A 17320-nucleotide genomic window follows, 5' to 3' on the forward strand; every position below is an offset into this window, starting at 1 on the left:
CGCGCGGAACGAGTGAGTGGTGCTGCCACCGGATCTCCTTGGTGGTGCGCTGCGGAGGAACGGACGGGGAAGGGCTGCGCAGGGGGACGGGGCGGGAGCGGGGCCCGGGGTGCCGGGAGGGCTTCGGGCCCCGCGCGGCGCCTACTTCGCGAGGTTGAGCCCGCGGCCCTTGATGGCCGCCTCGGCGGCCGTCTGGCCGGCCGCGAGTCCGTCGGTCAGGGTGCCCTTGAGGCCGGCGTCCTGGATGGCGGTGTTGGTGGCGGTCTGCACCGGCCCCCAGACCCAGCCCGGGACGATGGTGTCGACCTGCGCACCGGCGATCTCGTAGACCTTGTCGCCGCCGAAGAAGCCCTTGTCGTCGAAGGCCGCGGCGGCGATCGGACGCAGTTCGGGGCTGGCGGGCAGGCTGCTGCTCGGCGCCTTCAGGCTGCTGAGGCGGGCCTTGACGCCTTCGGGGCTGGTGGCCGCCCAGGTGGCGAACTCGGCGGCTTCCTTGACGTGCTTGCTGCCCTTGGTGACGGCGTAGCTGGTGCCGCCGAACATGCCGGTGGCCGGGGTGCCCCAGTGCGGCAGCGGAGCGACGCCCCACTTGCCCGAGTCCTTGGCCAGGGCCGTCATCGTGCCGCCCGCGCTCCACGAGGCGCCGATGAAGCTGGCCATGACCCCGTCGGCCTTGGCCTTCGCGAACTCCGGGCCGTTGATCTTCAGGTTCATCACCAGGTCGTCCTTGACCAGGCCCTGCCAGTACGAGGCCACCTTCTGCGAAGGGGCGTCGTTGATGCCGACCTTCCAGCCGTCACCCTCGGTGCCGTACCACTTGGCACCCGCCTGCCAGGAGAGCGCCGCCAGCAGGGGCGCGTCGTCGTTGCCCCAGCCGCCTATGCGCACGTTCTTGTCGGAGGCCTTGATCTTCTCGGCGGCCGTCTTGTACTCGTCCCAGGTCTTGGGGACTTCGACGCCCGCGTTCTTGAAGAGGTCCTTGCGGTAGTAGAGGAGGTTCGGCGTGGCGTCGTACGGCACGGCCCAGGTCTTGCCGCCGAGGACGACCCGGTCCTGGACTCCCTGGGGGAACTTCGCCTTCACGGTGGCGCCGGCCGGTGCGGTGATGTCCTCCAGGAAGCCCTGGCTGACGAATTCGGGGAGGGTCGGGTACTCGATGCCCGCGACGTCGGGGGCGTTCCCGGCCTTGATCGCGTTGCTGATCTTGGCGTATCCGTCCGGGCCGCCGGTGATGGCCGAGAAGGTGACCTTGATGTTCGGGTGGGACGCGTTGAAGGCGTCCACCACCTGCTGGGCGCCGCCGGTCCAGCCCCAATAGGTCAGGTTCACCGGCTCTTTGGGGGCTTCGGCCTTCGGCGCGGCGCCCTCGCTCCCACCGCAGGCAGTGGCGAGGAAGGCCAGCGAGACAGTGGCGAGGGCGGCGCGGGAGGTACGGGAAGTGAGCTTCACTGCTCTGCTCCTCAGGTGCGAGCCGTGGATGCGGCGAGGTGATGCACATCATTCGGCCAGAGGAGAAGCGAGTCAATAGAAAACGAAACTTTGAGAAAGGAAAGCCAAGTAACGGTTAGGCCTCTGCCCCCGGGACCTCACTGGAGGCCCGCACCCGCAGCTCGGGAAGGATGGCGATCCGCCGTCTGGGCCGGCCCGGCTCGCGCAGGCGGCGCACGAGCAACTCCACGCCCGTGACACCGACTTCGTGCTTCGAGGGCGCCACCGCGCTCAGCGGCAGGTCGGCCAGGGAGGCCACCTCGTCGTCGTACGAGACCAGTGCGACATCTCCCGGTACGGCCAGCGAGGCGCTGCGCAGCCGCTGCATGAGCACCATGGCCTCGTGGTCGGGATGGACCAGGGCGGCGTCGACGCGGCCCTCCCGCACCGCTGCCACGAAGGCGTCCACCACCTGCTCGTAAGCGGGCTCGCCGGCCCCGTACTCCGCGAGGTCCAGGAAGAGCGCGTGCCCGGCGGCCTCGGGGCCGGCCTCCTCCATCGCCGCGAAGTAACCCTTCCTGATCCAGGGTGCGGTGGGCGTCCCGCCGCGCATGACCAGGGCGATCCTGCGGCGCCCCGCGTCCAGGAGGTGGCTCACCGCCAGCCTGGCTCCGTACCCGTGGTCGGTGCCGACGTGCTCGGCCGCGGAGGCCTGCTGTTCGGGGCGGCGCTCGATCAGCACGACGGGCACGCCGAGCTCCTCGTACCACTGGCCGCCCGGCTTGCCCTCGCCGGCGGAGGGCGCGAGCAGCAGCCCGTCGACGCCGTCCTCGACCATCCGCGCGGCCTGGGCCTTCTCGGTGTCCACGTCGTACGTGGACACGGCGAGGGTCAGCCGTACCCCGAGGGCGTCCGCCGCTTCCCGGGCCCCCTTGATCACCTCGGGGTAGTAGTAGGCGGAGGAGGGCACGATCAGCCCGAGGACCAGCGGCCGGCCGGATCCGGGCCCCGCGCCGGGCCCGGCTCCCGCGGCGGTAGCGGCCGAAGCCGCGCGCGCCGCCGCCGGGGCCGCGGTCGCGGGAGCGGTCTGCGCCCAGTCCTCGGGGAGCATCGCCCCGCCGTGCACCCGGGCCAACAGGCCGCGCTCGGCGAGGACTTCGACGTCCTTGCGCACCGTCACCACGGACACGCCGAGCTCCGAGGCGAAGTCCGTGACGCGCATCGATCCCGCTTCGCGGACCCGGCGCAGGATCGCCTGCTGTCGTTCCTCTGCGTGCACGGTGGGGCTCCCCTCGACTGCGTCCCTGGTCGAGGTCAGCGTAGCGCGGGAAAGCCGAAACTTCCGTTTTCTTTCGAACGAAAGGATTGCAATGGATCAGTCTGGGCCGGACGCTGTCCGCGAGCTATCCGGCGTCGGCTCCGCCGCAGTCGGGGTGGCCCCAGCGCGAACCGAGCTTGCCGATCTTCTCCCCCGCCGCGTACTGCTTCCCGCAGGGGCAGGTGCCGGGGAACTTGGCCTTGATCGTCACCCCGGTCCGGCCGGCGGTCGCGCCCTTGCCTGCCGTCGCGCTCTTGCCGGCCGCGCTCTTGCCTGCCGCGGCCCCTGCGGGGCGGCGCGCGGAGGTGCTGCGGGCCGGGGTGCTGCGGGCCGGGGCCGGTACGGGCATGGACGCGTGACCCAGGGCGGTACCGGCCGGCTCCTGGCTCACGGCCGCGTCGCTGGCCGCCTGGTCGGCGATCGCGTTCAGGTGGTCACCGTCCTCGCGGTGCGCGGGGACGTAGCGGAACTCCACGTCCCGGTCGGTCAGCAGGGCGTCGATGCTCTCGACGAGCTCCCGGTTGGCCACCGGCTTGCCGGCGGCCGTCTTCCAGCCGTTGCGCTTCCAGGCCGGGAGCCACTGGGTCACGGCCTTCATGGCGTACTGGGAGTCCATCCGCACCTGCACGGCCGTGCCGGGGGCCACGGCCTCCAGCAGCCGCTGCAGGGCGGTGAGTTCACCCACGTTGTTGGTGGCCCGGCCGAGCGGCCCGGCCTCCCAGCGCTCGGGGTGTCCGTGGACGTCGGCGATGACCCAGGCCCAGGCGGCCGGCCCGGGATTTCCCTTGGCCGCCCCGTCGCAGGCGGCGATGATGCGATCAGACATCCCCCGATCATGCCTCACCGCGGCGGCCGCCCGTGCCCACGGCCGGTGCCGGGGGCATGCCTGCGGCCCCGTCCGCGTGTGCGGCCGTGCCTCCTTCCACGCCTGCGCCCTCGTCTGTGTCCACGCCCCCGTCCGCGTCGTGCGCCCGCGGCAGGAGCCGGTCCAGGAAGGGCGGGAGCCACCAGTTGGCCCGGCCCATCAGGAACATCGCCGACGGGACCAGCACCAGCCGCACCACGGTCGCGTCCAGGATCACGCTCACCGCCAGGCCCACCGCGAGCATCTTGACCACGACCGTGGGCGAAGCCGCGAAGGACAGGAAGACCGCGGTCATGATGAGCGCCGCGCTGGAGATGACCCGTCCGGTGGCCGCCAGGCCCGTGCCGACGGCGAGGGTGTTGTTCCCGGTGCGGTGCCAGGAGGTGGCGATGGCGGAGAGCAGGAAGATCTCGTAGTCCATCGACAGTCCGAAGACGATCGCGAACATCATCATCGGTACGAACGACTCGATGGGGACGGGCTCCGACACCCCGATCAGCCCGCTCCCCCAGCCCCATTGGAACACCGCGACGAGGACCCCGTAGGACGCGGCGGTGGTGAACAGGTTCAGGGCGACCGCCTTCAGCGGGACCACCACGCTGCGGAACACGAAGGTGAGCAGGACGAGCGCGGCGGCCAGCACGATGCCGATGATGAGCGGCAGCCGGTCCTTGACGCTGTCGCGGAAGTCCAGCTGGCCGGCGGTGGATCCGGTGAGGTAGCCCTCCGCGCCGGTGCCGTTCAGCGCGCGGGGCAGCGTGGTGCCGGTCAGCGTCGTGAACAGGCTCCCCGTGCCGGCGCTCTGCGGTCCGGTGGCCGGGGTGACGGTGGAGACGAGCAGGCGGCCGTCCGGGGTCGGCGCGAGCGGGGTGAAGGCGGCTATCCCGGCCGTGTCCCGCAGCGCGGCCGTGAGCCCGGCGCCGATCCGGTCGGCCGGGGCGGAGGCGTCGTGGAGGTCGGCCACCAGGAGGAAGGTGCCGTTCGCCCCGGGGCCGAAGCCGGGTCCCTCGCCCTCGGCGATCCAGTCGTAGGCCGTGCGCGTGGTGCTGCCCGCCCGGTCGGCGCCGTCGTCGACGTGGCCGAGGCGCATCGAGAACAGCGGTACGGCGCACAGCGCGAGGAGCAGCGTGCCCGCGGTCAGGAACCTCCACGGATGCCGTGCCACCAGGGCGGCGTAGCGGTGCCAGCCGTCGTGGTCGCCGGAGGTTTCGGCGACCGGGCGGCGCAGGGCGAGACGGTCGATCCGGCGTCCCACCAGGCCCAGGGCGGCCGGCACGAGGGTCAGGGCGGCCGCTCCGGTGACGATCACGACGAGGGTGGCGGCCAGTCCCATGCGGCCGATGAAGGTCAGTCCGCAGGCGTACAGGCTCAGCATGGCCACCGCGACGGTGACGGCGGCCACGACGACGGCGCGGCCGCTGGTGGCGGCGGTGCGGCCGGCCGCTTCGACCGGATCGTGCCCGTCGAGGAGGTCCTGGCGGAAGCGGGTGGTGAGGAGGAGCGCGTAGTCGATGCCCACGCCGAGGCCGATCATGGTCGCCAGGGTGGGAGCGGCGGTCGCGAAGCTGACGACCCCCGCCACGATGCCGACGACGCCGAGGCCCACGCCGACGCCGACCACCGCGGTGAGCAGGGGCAGCAGGGCGGCGGCGACGCTGCCGAAGGCGAGCAGGAGGATGAGCAGGGCCACCAGGACGCCCGCCGCCTCGCGGGCCTTGTCGTCGGCCGGCGGCCGGACCACCTGGTTCAGGTCCCCGCCGTAGGCGACCTCCACGCCCGAGGCGCGGGCCCCGGCGGTGGCCGCGTCGAGGGTGCCGGTGTACTCGTGCCCGAGGGTCTTGACCTGCCGGTCGAAGGAGACCGTGGTGTAGGCGGTGCGGCCGTCCGCGCTGGTGACCACCGGGGAGACGGCGGTGACGTGGGGCATCCGCGCGAGGCGGGCCACGCTCTCGTCGACGGCCCGGCGGTGCCCGGCCGTCGAGCCGGAGTCCACGTGGAAGACCACGCGTCCGTTGGGGTCCCCGGCCCCCGGGGCCGACGCGGCCAGCAGATCGGCGCCGGTACGGGACTGCGTGCTGGGGAGGCTGATCTGGTCGCTGTAGACCGGGGCGGCGAGCCGGCTGCCGGCCGTCGCACCGGCCAGCACCAGGAGCCAGGCCGCGATCACCCAGACGGGGTGACGGGCACAGAAGCCGCCGAGGCGGCCCAAGCGGCCCGGGCGACCGGGGCGACCGGGGCGGCCCGTTCGGCCGAGGGGGGAATGCACGACGCCTCCAAGAAGTGTCAGGGCTGACACGGAGCACCTTGGCAGAAAATGTCATGACTGACAATTGTCAGTCATGACGATTGACAGGGGTGACGGCATTGCTAGGCTTCGACGGTGAACCAAGATCCGGCCGCCCCCCTCTCCGCGCCCTCGCCCACGCCTGCGCCCGATTCCGAGCCGGATTCCGGGCTGCGCGAGCGGAAGAAGGAACGGACCCGGAAACTGCTGCGCGAGGGCGCAGCCGCACTGTTCGCCGAGCACGGTTTCGCGGGCACCACGGTGGCGGACATCGCCGCCTGCGCGAACGTCTCCGAGCGGACCTTCTTCCGCTACTTCGACAGCAAGGAAGCCCTGCTCCTGCCCGACAGCGTCGACCTGTTCGCGTACGTCGAGGCGGAGCTGGCCCGGCGCCCGGCGCACGAGGATCCGCTCGACGCGGTCTGCAACGCCCTGATCTCCGCGGTGGCCCCGTTCGCGGCGTCCAGCCTCACCGCCCTGACCCACTCGGTGGCCATCGCGGGCGACGAACGCGTGGTGGCCGCCCAACTCGTGCAGCTCTTCGCCGATTTCGAGGACCGGCTCACTCTCCTGGTGCTGAACCGGCTCCCCGCCGACACCCCCGAGGCCGACCTGCGCGCCGGGGTGATCGCGGGCGCCGCCCTGTCCGCCGTCCGCGCCGTCCTGCGCACCCAGCGCCGGCGCCGCGCCAACGGCACCCTCACCGTCACCCCGCCCTCCTCGCTCCTGCTGGAGGCCTTCGGCATGCTCAAACAGATCGGATCCGCAGCGCAATGAAGCTCCGACGCACCCCCGTCCTCGTCACCGCCGGGATGGCCGCCGCCCTGGCCGGCGTCTTCGTGGCCGACGTGGTGGTCGAACACACCGCCCAGGACCGCATCGCACGGGCGGCGGGCTGCCGCCTCCAGGCCCGCGGCCCCGTCACCGCGGAACTGTCCGGCGCCTTCGCCGGGCTCCGCGCACTGACCGGCCAGGTGGGTTCCGTCCACCTAGCGGCCGAGGACGTGCGCCGGGCCGACACCGAGATGAACATCAAGGCCGACCTGTACGACGTCACGCGCGAGGGCGGCATGAGCGGCGGCCGGGCGTCGGCCACCATCCCCTACGAAGCCCTGCAGAAGCGCCTGGCCGACTCGGGGGACGCCGCGGCGTCGGGCGCCGAGGATCTGACCGTGGGCGGCGACGCGAAGGGACTCACCCTCACCGGGACCGTGGGCGGCCTGGGCCTCCCCGTCACCGTGCACGCGAGCACCAGCACCACGGCGACCGGCCTGACGATCACCCCGACGACGGTCACCGTACTGGGCCGCGAGCTGCCGATAGCCACCGTGAGCGGGCTGCCCGGCGCGGCGGGCCTGGCCGAGCGGCTCGCACCCCGGACCGTGGACGTCGGCGACCTGCCCGAAGGGGTCAGCCTCACCGGAGCCCGGACCAGCGGGGCCGGCCTCACCCTGGACGCCTCCCTCGCGAAGTCCGCGGGCGCGGACACCGACGGGAACACCTGCACGTCGGTCTAGGCCGCCCCCTGCCCCACCCTTCTGCGAGTTCACCTACGCGGTCACCGGCAAGACCGTCGACTCGGTCTCCTTCCACGACGGAGGGGGCACGGCCACCGCGCCGGACCTCGTGACCGCCGAGCAGCCGGGCGCCGCCTGGACGAAGACGGTCAGGCCACGGGCGAGGCGGCCATGGCCGGCGGCTGCGTGGCGGTGTCCCCGATCGCGGCCCGCTAGCCGGTCCGGCCGCCGGCGCCGATGCCCCGTACCTCAACGGGCTTGACCTCAAGCCTGCTTGAGGTGTGACCCTGATCCACATGACCACACCACTCCCGTCCCGCTCGGCCGACATCGAAGCGATCGGCCGGCTCGTCGCCACCGTCGAGCACTCCCAGCGGACCAAGGACCCCGAGGAGTTCCTCGGCCTCTTCCACCCGGATGCGATCTGGACGACGGCCCACGGCAAGGTGCTCGTCGGTCTCGACGCGATCTCGGAGTTCACCCGCAAGGTCCTGCCCGCGGCGAACTGGGACGGCCGGGTCACCTACGAGGTGGTCCACGTGCTGTTCATCCGCCCCGACGTCGCGGCCGTCAAGGTCCGCCAGCGCTACCTGTCCCCGGGCGGGGAGAGCGAGGGCGCCCCGCTGTACGTCATGGCGAAGCAGCCCGACGGCCGCTGGCTGCTGACCGCCTGCCAGAACACCGGGGTCGTCGCCGAGCAGGCCTGAGCGGCGCGCGAGGCCGTTCCCGTGTGGATGCGCTAGGGGATGTCTTGTCGATCAGGCCGGATCAGGGAGCGGGGTCTGGTGCCGTGCATCGCAAGGCGGAGGAGGGAGTCGACGCGGAGCGTCGGCGAGTGACGACAACGCGGCGAGGCGCGGTGCCAGACCCCGCGAGCCCGGCCTGATCGACAAGACACCCCCTAGCGCCGCAGCCGAGGCTGCGATCCGTGTCCGGCGAGGTGGAGCCGCATGGCGCACTCGTCCTCGGCCTCGATGAACACCTGCTGACCCCAATGGGCGCTGAGGCGTTGCGCGACATCGACCAGTCGGCGGCGTTCCTCCGGGGAGTAGGCGGGGAACCTGACCCAGCCCCGGTCGGCGATGACGTTGCCGAGGTCGCTGAACAGAACCGCCCGCGCGCGCTGCTCTTCCTCCTCGGTCAGCGGTGTGGAGCTGCCCTCCTCGGGCTTCACCCGGACGTTGTACAGGTCTCGGACCACTGGCTTCTCACAATCCGGCTGGGGCTGTCGCCGAAGAGGATATCGGCGCTGCCAGGGCCCTGTTCCGGTGGATCATGTGGCTACTAGGCTGCGGCGATGGACCGGGACCGGGACCGGAATGGCGATCGGCAGCAGGATGCGGGCCGCGTGAACGATTACGACGGCTTCGCCGAGGCGTACGCGGCGGAGAACGAGAACAACCTGGTGAACGCCCACTACGAGCGCCCCGCGATGCCGGCCCTCGCCGGAGACGTGGCCGGCCGCCGGATCCTGGACGCGGGGTGCGGTTCGGGGCCGCTCACCGCCGCGCTGCGCGAGCGCGGTGCGGTGGTCACCGGCGTGGACTCCAGCGCCGGGATGCTGGCGCTGGCGCGGCGGCGGCTGGGTGAGGGCGCCTCGTTGCACGAGGCCGATCTGGGCGGCCGACTGCCGTTCGCCGACGGCGTGTTCGACGACGTGGTCGCGTCGCTGGTGCTGCACTAGTACGCCCTGTTTCCTGTTCTTCGTCGTCGACGTACCGCTGGCGACTCCGGGTCCCTGATGCCTCGGCCGCAGCCGCGGCAGGTCACGGCAGGTATCGCCGGCGTATCGAAAACCGCATACGCCCTCGCGACCGTCCGCCGTGTCCCCTGGGGACATGAACCACAACGGACCCCCGTCGACACCGCCCCGCCGCACGCTCAGGGCCGTGCTGCTCGCTCTGACGGCCCTCGGCGCCGCAGGCATCCTCTATCTCGGACGGGGGATGCTCCTGATGGCCGCTCCGAGATGCATGGCCGGGCAGTGGCACGGGTGCCTCGACACGTTCAACGGGGTGGTGCTCGTCACCCTCGTCGCCATCCCCTTGTCCCTGCTGCTGGTGTGGGTCCTGGCGCGCCGTCGGCGTCGCGCGGGCGTGGAGGCCCGGTCGGCGTGGCGGGTCTCGCTGGCCGAGGCGGGCATGGTGCACGGCACGCTGCCGTTCGTGTGGATGACCATGATGCCGGGGTCCGGGGCCGGGATCGTCCCCGGCCGGTTCAGCCTGGTGCCGTTGCGTGACCTGGTCACGATGGGGCCGCTCGGCATCGTCGGCAACCTGCTGGTCCTCGCCTCGCTCGGGTTCTTCGCCCCGATGCGCTGGGCGGCGCTGGCCTCGGTGCCGCGGATCCTGGCCCTGGGCGCGGGCTGCTCCGTCCTGATCGAGACCGCGCAGTACGTCCTCCAGCTCGACCGGGTCTCCTCCGTGGACGACGTCCTGGTCAACGCCTCCGGCGCCGCACTGGCCGCGCTGGCGTCCCGCCGCTGGTGGCGCACCACGGCCCCGGAGCCGGCGGACCTGCCCCGTCCCGCGCCGCAGGCCGTAGCGGCGGGCTGAGGCGCGCACCCGGTGCGCGCCGTGCATACGACGGCGATATGTCCCGGTGTCTAGGCTTCGGGCATGCGCGTACTGATCGTCGAGGACGAGCCCTACCTGGCCGAGGCCGTCCGTGACGGCCTGCGGCTGGAGGCGATCGCCGCCGACATCGCCGGCGACGGTGACTCCGCCCTGGAACTGCTGGGCGTCAACTCCTACGATCTCGCGATCCTCGACCGCGACATCCCCGGCCCCTCCGGCGACGAGGTGGCCCGCCGCATCGTCGCCTCCGGCAGCGGCATCCCGATCCTCATGCTCACCGCCGCGGACCGGATCGACGACAAGGCGTCCGGCTTCGGGCTCGGCGCCGACGACTACCTCACCAAGCCCTTCGAGCTGCGGGAGCTCGTCCTGCGCCTGCGGGCGCTCGACCGCAGGCGCGCGTACGCCCGGCCTCCGGTGCGCCTGATCGCGGGCCTGCGCCTCGACCCCTTCCGCCGGGAGGTCTTCCGCGACGGACGCTACGTCGCGCTCACGCGCAAGCAGTTCGCCGTGCTGGAGGTCCTCGTCGCCGCCGAGGGCGGGGTCGTCAGCGCGGAGGAGCTGCTGGAACGGGCCTGGGACGAGAACGCCGACCCGCTGGCCAACGCCGTGCGCATCACCGTCTCTGCCCTGCGCAAACGGCTCGGCGAACCGTGGGTCATCGCCACGGTGGCCGGCGTCGGCTACCGCATCGACACCCCGCCGCCCACCGGGGTGCACCGCGAGGCGGACGGGGGGACCGGCCGTGCATAGGGCGCCTGGATGGAGCGTTCGCTCCAAACTCACCCTCAGCTACGCCGGTTTCCTCATGGTCGCCGGGGTCCTGCTGCTCGCGGCGGTGTGGCTGTTCCTCCTGCGGTACGTCCCCGACCGCGCGCTCGTCGTCGACGCCGACACCCCGCCCACCGGTGTCTTCCCCATCCGGTCCAACCTGCTGCGCGTCTTCGCTCCGAGGGCGGCCGCGGTCCTGGTGTTCCTGCTGGTGCTCGGCCTCGTGGGCGGGTGGATCCTCGCCGGGCGGATGCTCGCGCCCCTGAACCGGATCACGGATGCGGCGCGGACGGCCGGGAACCGGTCGCTGTCCCACCGGATCCACATGCGGGGCCGCCAGGACGAGTTCCGCGAACTCTCCGACGCGTTCGACTCGATGCTCGACCGGCTGGAGTCCCACGTGGCCGAGCAGCAGCGGTTCGCCGCGAACGCCTCCCACGAGCTGCGCACTCCGCTGGCCATCTCCCGGACGCTCCTCGACGTCGCCCGCAAGGACCCGACGCGGGACCGGGACGAACTCGTCGAACGCCTGCACGCCGTCAACGCGCGGGCGATCGACCTCACCGAAGCCCTTCTGCTCCTCAGCCACGGCGACCGCGCGGACTTCGCGCGCGAGAGCGTGGACCTCTCGCTCCTCGCCGAGGAAGCCGTCGAAACGCTGCTCCCCCTCGCCGAGCAGCGCCGGATCACCCTCGACGTCACCGGTGGGACGGCCCGGACCGACGGCTCCGCGGAGCTCCTGCTGCGGATGGTGACGAACCTCGTCCAGAACGCGGTCGTCCACAACCTCCCCAGCGGTGGGACCGTGACGGTCCACACCGAGGAGCACGGCGGCACGAGCGTGCTCCGGGTCGAGAACACGGGCCCGCAGCTCGCGCCGGAACTGGTCCCGACGCTCACCGAACCCTTCCGCCGGGCGACCGAACGCGTCCGTACGGACGAGCACGCCGGGGTCGGTCTGGGCCTGGCCATCGTGCACAGCATCGTCCGCGCCCACGCCGGGACCCTCGACCTCGTACCCCGCCCGGCCGGCGGGCTCCTCGTGACGGTCCGGCTCCCGGGCGCGGGGTAGGCGACGCGCCTGCGCGCGGCCGGGAGCCGCCGGCCGTTCAGCGAAGGCGTACGAGCTTCGCGCCCAGCGACGGCGCCGACAGGTCCGACTGAAGTGCCACCGGTACGGTCGGGGCGCCCGGCCCGGTCCCGACGGTCAGGACCCCGATCTCGGTGCCGGCCGGCGCCTGCGCCGGGAGTCCCTTGTCTCCGACGGCCAGCCGCAGTTCGAGGCGCTGCCCCGGTACGGCGACGGCGGCCGTGTCCCGGGTGGCCACCACCGGGGTACGGGTACCGAGCCCGTCGTCCACGTAGCCGACGACCTGGCCCTTCTTGACCGCGCCGGCCGAGGTCAGTGCCGCGCGGACGGCCTCGATGACCTTCTTGCTGTTCTGCTTGACCAGTTTCAGGCTGTTGGCGCCGTCGGGGTCGGCGCCCGTGACGTGCTGGTCGAGCATCGTGCCGAGGATCAGCGGGGTCTTGTCGCCCACCGTCTTGTACGCCGCCCACACCAGCGCGCCGCCGGCCGCCGAACTGGACCCGGTCTTGATGCCCTTGATGCTGAGTCCGGCGATGAGCAGGTCGTCGTTGTTGTTGATGAGCGGCTCACTCAGGCCCGGGACGGTGGCGTTGGGGAGCATGACGATCGCCCGGAAGGCGTCGAACTTCATGACCTCCTCGGCCAGTTTCAGCTGATCGGTGGCGGTGCTCACGGTCCCGGCATCGAGCCCGCTCGGGTCGGTGTACGTGGTGGAGGTCATGCCGAGCGCCTTGGCCTCGGCGTTCATCTTCTCCACGAACGCGGCCTCGGCATCGCTCCCGGTGTCCCAACGCGCCAGCAGGCGTGCGATGTTGTTGCCCGAGGGGATCATCAGCATCTTCAGCATGTTCTGCTGGGAGAAGCGGGTGCCGGTCGTCAGCCCCTTGACGCGCGATTCGCTCGCCGAGCTGCCCTCCGCGACGGCCTTGGCGTCGACCGGGATCTGCGGGCCGTCCTCGTCCTTCTTCAGCGGGTGGCCCTTGAGGATCACGTAGGCCGTCATGACCTTGGCGACGCTGGCCGTCGGCACGGGCTTCTGCTCCCCGAACGTCCCGACGTCGCCGGCGCCGCCGATCCGTACGGCGGCCTGGCCCTTCTCGGGCCAGGGCACCTCGAACCGGCCGTCGAGGGTGACGGAGGAAGCGGCGCCCCCACTGGTGAGGACCGCGTCGGGCAGCGGCCGCAGCGCCTGTACGACGGCCAGTACGGCGACCAGCAGGAGCAGCGGCGGCACCCAGATCCGGAACCGCCGGGCCACCGTCCGACCGGGGGTCGCGGGCGGCGGCGGGGTGTTGGTGAGCTGCGCGAGTAGGTCGAGCGCGGGCAACGGCTGCTCGGTGGTCCCCTCGGGGACGCCCGCGTTCCCCTGCGGCGCGGGGCCGTCGCCCGGCCCCCTGTCGGCCCCGCCAGGAAGGCGCCCGGGCGCCGGGGCCGGAGCCGGGGCGGGGGCGGGCACGGCCGTCGGCACGGCCGCGGTCGGCTCTACGGGTGCCGGCGCGGGCAGTGCGGCGGGCGCCGAGGCCTGCGCCCACTTCGGCACGGGCACCGACGCCGAAGGAGCCGCGTCCAACGGCTTGAGCGCGATGAACTGACTCGTCCTCTCGGAATCCGACTCAGGACGGGGGCGGGGGCGGGGACCGGGGCCGGCATCGGCATCGGCATCGGCATCGGCAGCCTTAGCAGCGGCTGCCGTCTCCGGCTCCGACTCGGTGACGGCCTCAACCTCCGACTCGGGCTCGGGCTCTGCCCCGGGCGAAGGCACGGGCACGACCTCGGCACCAGGCTCGGAAGGGGACGCCGGCTCGGGGACGGCGTCGGGCTCGGGCTCGGGGACGGCCTCGGCCTCGGGGACGGCCTCGGCCTCGGGCTCGGGCTCGGGCTCGGGCTCGGGCTCGGGCTCGGGCTCGGGCTCGGGCTCGGGCTCGGGCTCGGGCTCGGGCTGCGGATCCGGGCGGGGCGCGGGAGCCGATGTGTGCGCGTCGCGCGGTCCGGGCGTCCCCGCCCGGTGCTCGTCTTCCGTCGCGCCGGGCGTCTTGCCCTCCACCGGTACCGCCGTCATGCCGTACACCGCCTTGCTCGTGCCGTTCTGGATGAGCCGTCAGTCTCCCTGTGGCATATGCGCAGGTGATGCGCGCCGGATGACCAATTGGTCACAATCCGTCGGCCGGGCCCGGGCCGGGACCGTCGTCAAACGGTCATCAAACGATCACGGTCCCCTCATGAGCGCCCCGAAGGATCGGATCTTCCCCCGCACCACGCACCACCCGAGAACCGGACACCGCTCATGGACCCCAGCAACCCCGTCCCCCCGGCTCCGTCGCGGCGGCGCCTGCTCGCCGGTGGCGGCGCCCTGTTCGTGACCGCGACCGCCGCTTCCCTGCTGGCCGCCCGGCCCGGCGGTTCCGGACCGGACGACGAGGACCGCGGCCGGGAGGCGACGCTGCCCGGGGCCCCGCCCGCCGCGTCACCCGCTTCCGGATGGATGCCCGGGGCGGCCAAGCTTCCCCTGGAACGCAACTTCGTCCACGGCGAACGCGATGCGCAGCGCGGGCTCGTGCTCCACGTCCAGGAGGGCGAGGGGTCCCTGTACGAGCGGTTCAACACCCCGGGGGTCAAGACTTCCTCGCACTTCTGGGTCTCCCGGGACGGGGAGACCGAGCAGTACGTGTCCGTCCTGGACCGGGCCTGGGCACAGGTGGAGGGCAACGGTTCCTGGGCCTCGGTCGAGACCTCCGGCTTCGCCACCCGGCCGCTCACCGAGGCCCAAGTGGACGCCGTCGCCCGGATCTACGTCTGGGGCGCCACCGCGCACGGCTGGCCTCCGGCCGTCAGCGAGCACCCGGACCGGCCCGGGCTGGGTGTCCACGCCATGGGCGGCGCCGCGTGGGGCGGGCACGACTGTCCCGGCACCTCCCGGTCCGGCCAGCGCGCCGAGATCATCCGCCGGGTGCGCGAGCGCCTGCCCGGCGGCGGGTGAACGGGGTCGACTGGTCAGCCGGTCAGCCGGTCAGCCGGTCGGCGAGGGTCTTCGCGGGCGGGCCCAGCACCATCGTGTAGTGGTTGCAGTCCGGCACCTGTTCGGTGTCGAGCACCGGCCTCCGCCCCGTCCAGTGGGCCACCAGGGCGTCCGGCAGGAAGCCAGGGGTCTCGTCCTCCAGCCCCGCGGCGCGTACACCAGCCGGGTGGGCACGGTCAGGGACAGCAGGTCGGCGCCGTCGGGGCCCTGGCCGGTGACGTCGTAGCGGACGTACCGCTCGATGTCCTCGTTCCAGTACGGGCCGAGCGTGGCCGCGATCACCGCGTCGGGGTCGGCGCCCTCGGGCAGCGGGAACGGCAGACCGCCGTCGATCAGGAGCAGCCGGCCGAAGAGCCCGGGGCGGCGCGCGGCCGCGCGCAGGGCGATGCAGGCGCCCATGGAGTGACCGGCCAGGGCGACGGGACGGCCCTCGCCGAACCGCTCGGCGGCGGCGCACACATCGGCGGCGTGCCCGTCGATGCCGTGGCCTTCCGGGCGGCCGTGCTGTGGCCCCGGGCGCGCAGGTCGAGGGCGAACAGGCTCCATTCGGAGGGGTGCGAAACCTGGTGGAACGGGCCGCTCCACCGTCGCGGTCGACCGTTTCCCCCTCGGTTCAGGACCGGGCGGATCGGTCCTCCGATTCGGCGGGCGGGTGCAGGGTCTGCAGGGCCGAGCGGTGGGAGACCCAGCCCACGAGGTGGAGGCGTTCCTCGTCGAGGACGGGGAGTCCGTCGCCCTCGCTCTCGGCGAGCAGGGGCAGTGCCTCCTGGAGGGACTGGCCGGCGAGCAGGGCCGGCGGGTGGTCCCGTAGCGCCTCGACGGGCGTGTCCTCGGACAGTCCTGCGTGCAGGGCCCGGGAGAGGGCGGGCGCGCCGACCGAACCCGCGTAGTGGCCGTGCCGGTCGACGAGCGGGAGGCGGCCGGCGCCCGCCTCGATCATCACCGTGATCGCCTCGCGCAGGCCGGTGCCGGATGCGAGCGCGGGCGGCGGCGGTCCCATGGCGGTCCGTACCTCGATCGCCGCCGGGCCGGTGAGGTCCAGGTCGACCCCGCGGCGGCGGAGTTTGGCCGTGTAGACGGTGTCCCGGCTGAGCGCGTGGCTGACCCCGGTGGCGACGGCGACGGCGGCCATCAGCGGCAGGATGATGCCGTACTCGCCGGTCAGCTCGTAGATGATGACGACGGCGGTGATCGGTGCGCGGGCCGATCCGGCGAAGACCGCGCCCATCCCGATGACGGCGTAGGTCATGGCCGAACCGGTGACTCCGGGTGCGAGGTGGTCCATCGTCTGCCCGAAGGCGCTGCCGAGCATGGCGCCGACGAAGAGGCTCGGGGCGAAGACGCCGCCCGAGCCGCCGATGCCGATGGTGACACTGCACGCGAGGATCTTGCCGACGAGCAGGACGAGCAGGAAGCCGATCGCGTACCCGCCGACCGCGGCCTTGCCGAGGACCGGGTAGCCGACCCCGTACATCTCGGGCAGTGCGAGCAGGATCGCGCCCAGCACGATGCCTCCGGCGGCCGGGCGCAGCCATTCCGGGCCGTGCCAGACGGAGTCGCAGAGGTCCTCCACCCCGTAGAGCACCTTGCTGAAGAGCACCCCGACGGCCCCGGCCACCGCGCCGAGCAGGACGTAGAGGGCGTACGCGGCCAGGTGGCCGGCGTTCACCGGTGCGAGGTCCAGGAACCTTTCGTCGCCGAGGATCTCGCGTCCGATCACGCTGGCGGTGACCGCGGAGACGGCGACGAGGCCGAAGGCGCGGGCCGTGAAATCGCGCAGGATCAGTTCCATCGCGAAGAACACCCCGGCCAGGGGCGCGTTGAAGGTGGCGGCGATGCCGCCGGCCGAGCCGCAGGCGACCAGCAGCCGCATCCGTTCCTCGCGGACCCGCAGGAGGGCTCCGGCGGTGGAGCCGAGGGCGGCCCCGATCTGGACGATGGGCCCTTCGCGCCCCACGGAACCGCCGCCGCCGATGCACAGCGCGGACGCGAGCGACTTCACCACGGCGACCCGGGGCGGGATCCGGCCACCCTGGCGGGCGACCGCGTACATCACCTCGGGGACGCCGTGGCCGCGCGCCTCCTTGGCGTAGCGGTAGACGAGCGGTCCGTAGAGCGCGCCCGCGACCACGGGTGCGAGGAGGACGAAGTACGGTCCGAGCCAGGGCACGTAGGGGTTGTCGGCGTGGCCGGCGGAGGAGTAGTCGTCGTGGCCGGACAGCGCCCGGGTGAAGACCTCGATCAGCCAGCGGAAGCCCACCGCGCCCAGTCCCGACCCGGCGCCCACGAGGATCGCGGGCAGCAGCATCGCGGCCTGGGTGCGGTTCAGTGCGTCCCGTGCCCCCTCCGCCGAGAACGGACCCATCGCCACTCCTCAGGAACCGATCCACTGCCGATCGCGCGCCACGGCCCCTGACCACGATCCCCCGGACCCCCATCCAACGGCCCGTCCCCG

15 protein-coding genes and 1 pseudogene are annotated in these 17320 nt (G+C 72.9%); 8 read left to right on the forward strand and 8 right to left on the reverse strand.

Annotation, left to right across the window (positions count from 1 at the left end):
• Positions 1-141: 141 nt before the first annotated feature.
• The 4 genes from ACIA8F_RS15060 to ACIA8F_RS15075 all read right to left on the reverse strand — a co-directional run bounded on the left by ACIA8F_RS15060 (position 142) and on the right by ACIA8F_RS15075 (position 5778).
• On the reverse strand, positions 142-1449 hold the full coding sequence (locus ACIA8F_RS15060) for an ABC transporter substrate-binding protein (protein WP_399378891.1): 1308 nt from the start codon (positions 1447-1449) through the stop codon (positions 142-144).
• A 115-nt stretch (positions 1450-1564) separates the two neighbouring features.
• Positions 1565-2707 (reverse strand): substrate-binding domain-containing protein, encoded by a 1143-nt coding sequence (locus tag ACIA8F_RS15065; protein ID WP_399378892.1) that lies wholly within the window; start codon positions 2705-2707, stop codon positions 1565-1567.
• 124 nt (positions 2708-2831) lie between these two features.
• A complete protein-coding gene (locus ACIA8F_RS15070; protein ID WP_399378894.1) occupies positions 2832-3572 on the reverse strand; it encodes a ribonuclease H in 741 nt (246 codons plus the stop codon).
• Positions 3573-3579: 7 nt separating this feature from the next.
• Positions 3580-5778 carry an MMPL family transporter gene (locus ACIA8F_RS15075; protein WP_399378895.1) on the reverse strand — a complete coding sequence of 733 codons (2199 nt, stop codon included), beginning with the start codon at positions 5776-5778 and terminating at the stop codon, positions 3580-3582.
• A 213-nt stretch (positions 5779-5991) separates the two neighbouring features.
• Between ACIA8F_RS15075 and ACIA8F_RS15080 the strand changes: the two genes are divergently transcribed.
• The 3 genes from ACIA8F_RS15080 (at position 5992) to ACIA8F_RS15090 (ending at position 8119) form a co-directional block, all read left to right on the forward strand.
• Positions 5992-6672 carry a TetR/AcrR family transcriptional regulator gene (locus ACIA8F_RS15080; protein ID WP_399378896.1) on the forward strand — a complete coding sequence of 227 codons (681 nt, stop codon included), beginning with the start codon at positions 5992-5994 and terminating at the stop codon, positions 6670-6672.
• On the forward strand, positions 6669-7412 hold the full coding sequence (locus tag ACIA8F_RS15085; RefSeq protein WP_399378898.1) for a DUF2993 domain-containing protein: 744 nt from the start codon (positions 6669-6671) through the stop codon (positions 7410-7412). The genes ACIA8F_RS15080 and ACIA8F_RS15085 overlap by 4 nt, the downstream gene beginning before the upstream one ends.
• Positions 7413-7708: 296 nt before the next feature.
• On the forward strand, positions 7709-8119 hold the full coding sequence (locus tag ACIA8F_RS15090; RefSeq protein WP_399378900.1) for an SgcJ/EcaC family oxidoreductase: 411 nt from the start codon (positions 7709-7711) through the stop codon (positions 8117-8119).
• Positions 8120-8313: 194 nt separating this feature from the next.
• Here ACIA8F_RS15090 and ACIA8F_RS15095 read toward each other — a convergent pair whose 3' ends face one another.
• Positions 8314-8613 carry a hypothetical protein gene (locus tag ACIA8F_RS15095; protein WP_399378902.1) on the reverse strand — a complete coding sequence of 100 codons (300 nt, stop codon included), beginning with the start codon at positions 8611-8613 and terminating at the stop codon, positions 8314-8316.
• A 96-nt stretch (positions 8614-8709) separates the two neighbouring features.
• Here ACIA8F_RS15095 and ACIA8F_RS15100 point away from each other — a divergent pair.
• From ACIA8F_RS15100 to ACIA8F_RS15115, 4 genes and pseudogenes are all read left to right on the forward strand, one after another.
• A pseudogene (locus tag ACIA8F_RS15100) lies at positions 8710-9093 on the forward strand (class I SAM-dependent methyltransferase); the annotation flags it as partial.
• A gap of 157 nt (positions 9094-9250) precedes the next feature.
• Complete coding sequence (locus ACIA8F_RS15105) at positions 9251-9967, forward strand: VanZ family protein (RefSeq protein ID WP_399378903.1); 717 nt, start codon at positions 9251-9253, stop codon at positions 9965-9967.
• Between the two features lie 63 nt (positions 9968-10030).
• On the forward strand, positions 10031-10741 hold the full coding sequence (locus ACIA8F_RS15110; protein WP_399378906.1) for a response regulator transcription factor: 711 nt from the start codon (positions 10031-10033) through the stop codon (positions 10739-10741).
• A complete protein-coding gene (locus ACIA8F_RS15115) occupies positions 10734-11831 on the forward strand; it encodes a sensor histidine kinase (protein WP_399378907.1) in 1098 nt (365 codons plus the stop codon). The genes ACIA8F_RS15110 and ACIA8F_RS15115 overlap by 8 nt, the downstream gene beginning before the upstream one ends.
• 37 nt (positions 11832-11868) lie before the next feature.
• Here ACIA8F_RS15115 and ACIA8F_RS15120 read toward each other — a convergent pair whose 3' ends face one another.
• Entirely contained in the window at positions 11869-13908 is a 2040-nt protein-coding gene (locus ACIA8F_RS15120) for a D-alanyl-D-alanine carboxypeptidase (protein ID WP_399378909.1), read from the reverse strand.
• A 225-nt stretch (positions 13909-14133) separates the two neighbouring features.
• On the opposite strand from ACIA8F_RS15120, the gene ACIA8F_RS15125 reads away from it, so the two are divergent.
• A complete protein-coding gene (locus ACIA8F_RS15125) occupies positions 14134-14826 on the forward strand; it encodes an N-acetylmuramoyl-L-alanine amidase (RefSeq protein WP_399378910.1) in 693 nt (230 codons plus the stop codon).
• Positions 14827-14856: 30 nt separating this feature from the next.
• Here ACIA8F_RS15125 and ACIA8F_RS15130 read toward each other — a convergent pair whose 3' ends face one another.
• Both ACIA8F_RS15130 and ACIA8F_RS15135 read right to left on the reverse strand, forming a co-directional pair.
• A complete protein-coding gene (locus ACIA8F_RS15130) occupies positions 14857-15411 on the reverse strand; it encodes an alpha/beta fold hydrolase (RefSeq protein ID WP_399378912.1) in 555 nt (184 codons plus the stop codon).
• 67 nt (positions 15412-15478) lie between these two features.
• Positions 15479-17230 (reverse strand): chloride channel protein, encoded by a 1752-nt coding sequence (locus ACIA8F_RS15135; RefSeq protein ID WP_399378914.1) that lies wholly within the window; start codon positions 17228-17230, stop codon positions 15479-15481.
• Positions 17231-17320 lie beyond the last annotated feature (90 nt).

Source organism: Streptomyces sp. NPDC051563, assembly GCF_044454225.1.
Classification (GTDB): Bacteria; Actinomycetota; Actinomycetes; order Streptomycetales; family Streptomycetaceae; genus Streptomyces.

Coding starts and splice junctions, on each gene's coding strand:
- ACIA8F_RS15070 (WP_399378894.1), bottom strand. CDS start 3,572: ATGTCTGATCGCATCATCGCCGCCTGCGACGGGGCGGCCAAGGGAAAT.
- ACIA8F_RS15085 (WP_399378898.1), top strand. CDS start 6,669: ATGAAGCTCCGACGCACCCCCGTCCTCGTCACCGCCGGGATGGCCGCC.
- ACIA8F_RS15090 (WP_399378900.1), top strand. CDS start 7,709: ATGACCACACCACTCCCGTCCCGCTCGGCCGACATCGAAGCGATCGGC.
- ACIA8F_RS15105 (WP_399378903.1), top strand. CDS start 9,251: ATGAACCACAACGGACCCCCGTCGACACCGCCCCGCCGCACGCTCAGG.
- ACIA8F_RS15110 (WP_399378906.1), top strand. CDS start 10,031: ATGCGCGTACTGATCGTCGAGGACGAGCCCTACCTGGCCGAGGCCGTC.
- ACIA8F_RS15120 (WP_399378909.1), bottom strand. CDS start 13,908: ATGACGGCGGTACCGGTGGAGGGCAAGACGCCCGGCGCGACGGAAGAC.
- ACIA8F_RS15125 (WP_399378910.1), top strand. CDS start 14,134: ATGGACCCCAGCAACCCCGTCCCCCCGGCTCCGTCGCGGCGGCGCCTG.
- ACIA8F_RS15130 (WP_399378912.1), bottom strand. CDS start 15,411: ATGGAGCCTGTTCGCCCTCGACCTGCGCGCCCGGGGCCACAGCACGGC.
- ACIA8F_RS15135 (WP_399378914.1), bottom strand. CDS start 17,230: ATGGGTCCGTTCTCGGCGGAGGGGGCACGGGACGCACTGAACCGCACC.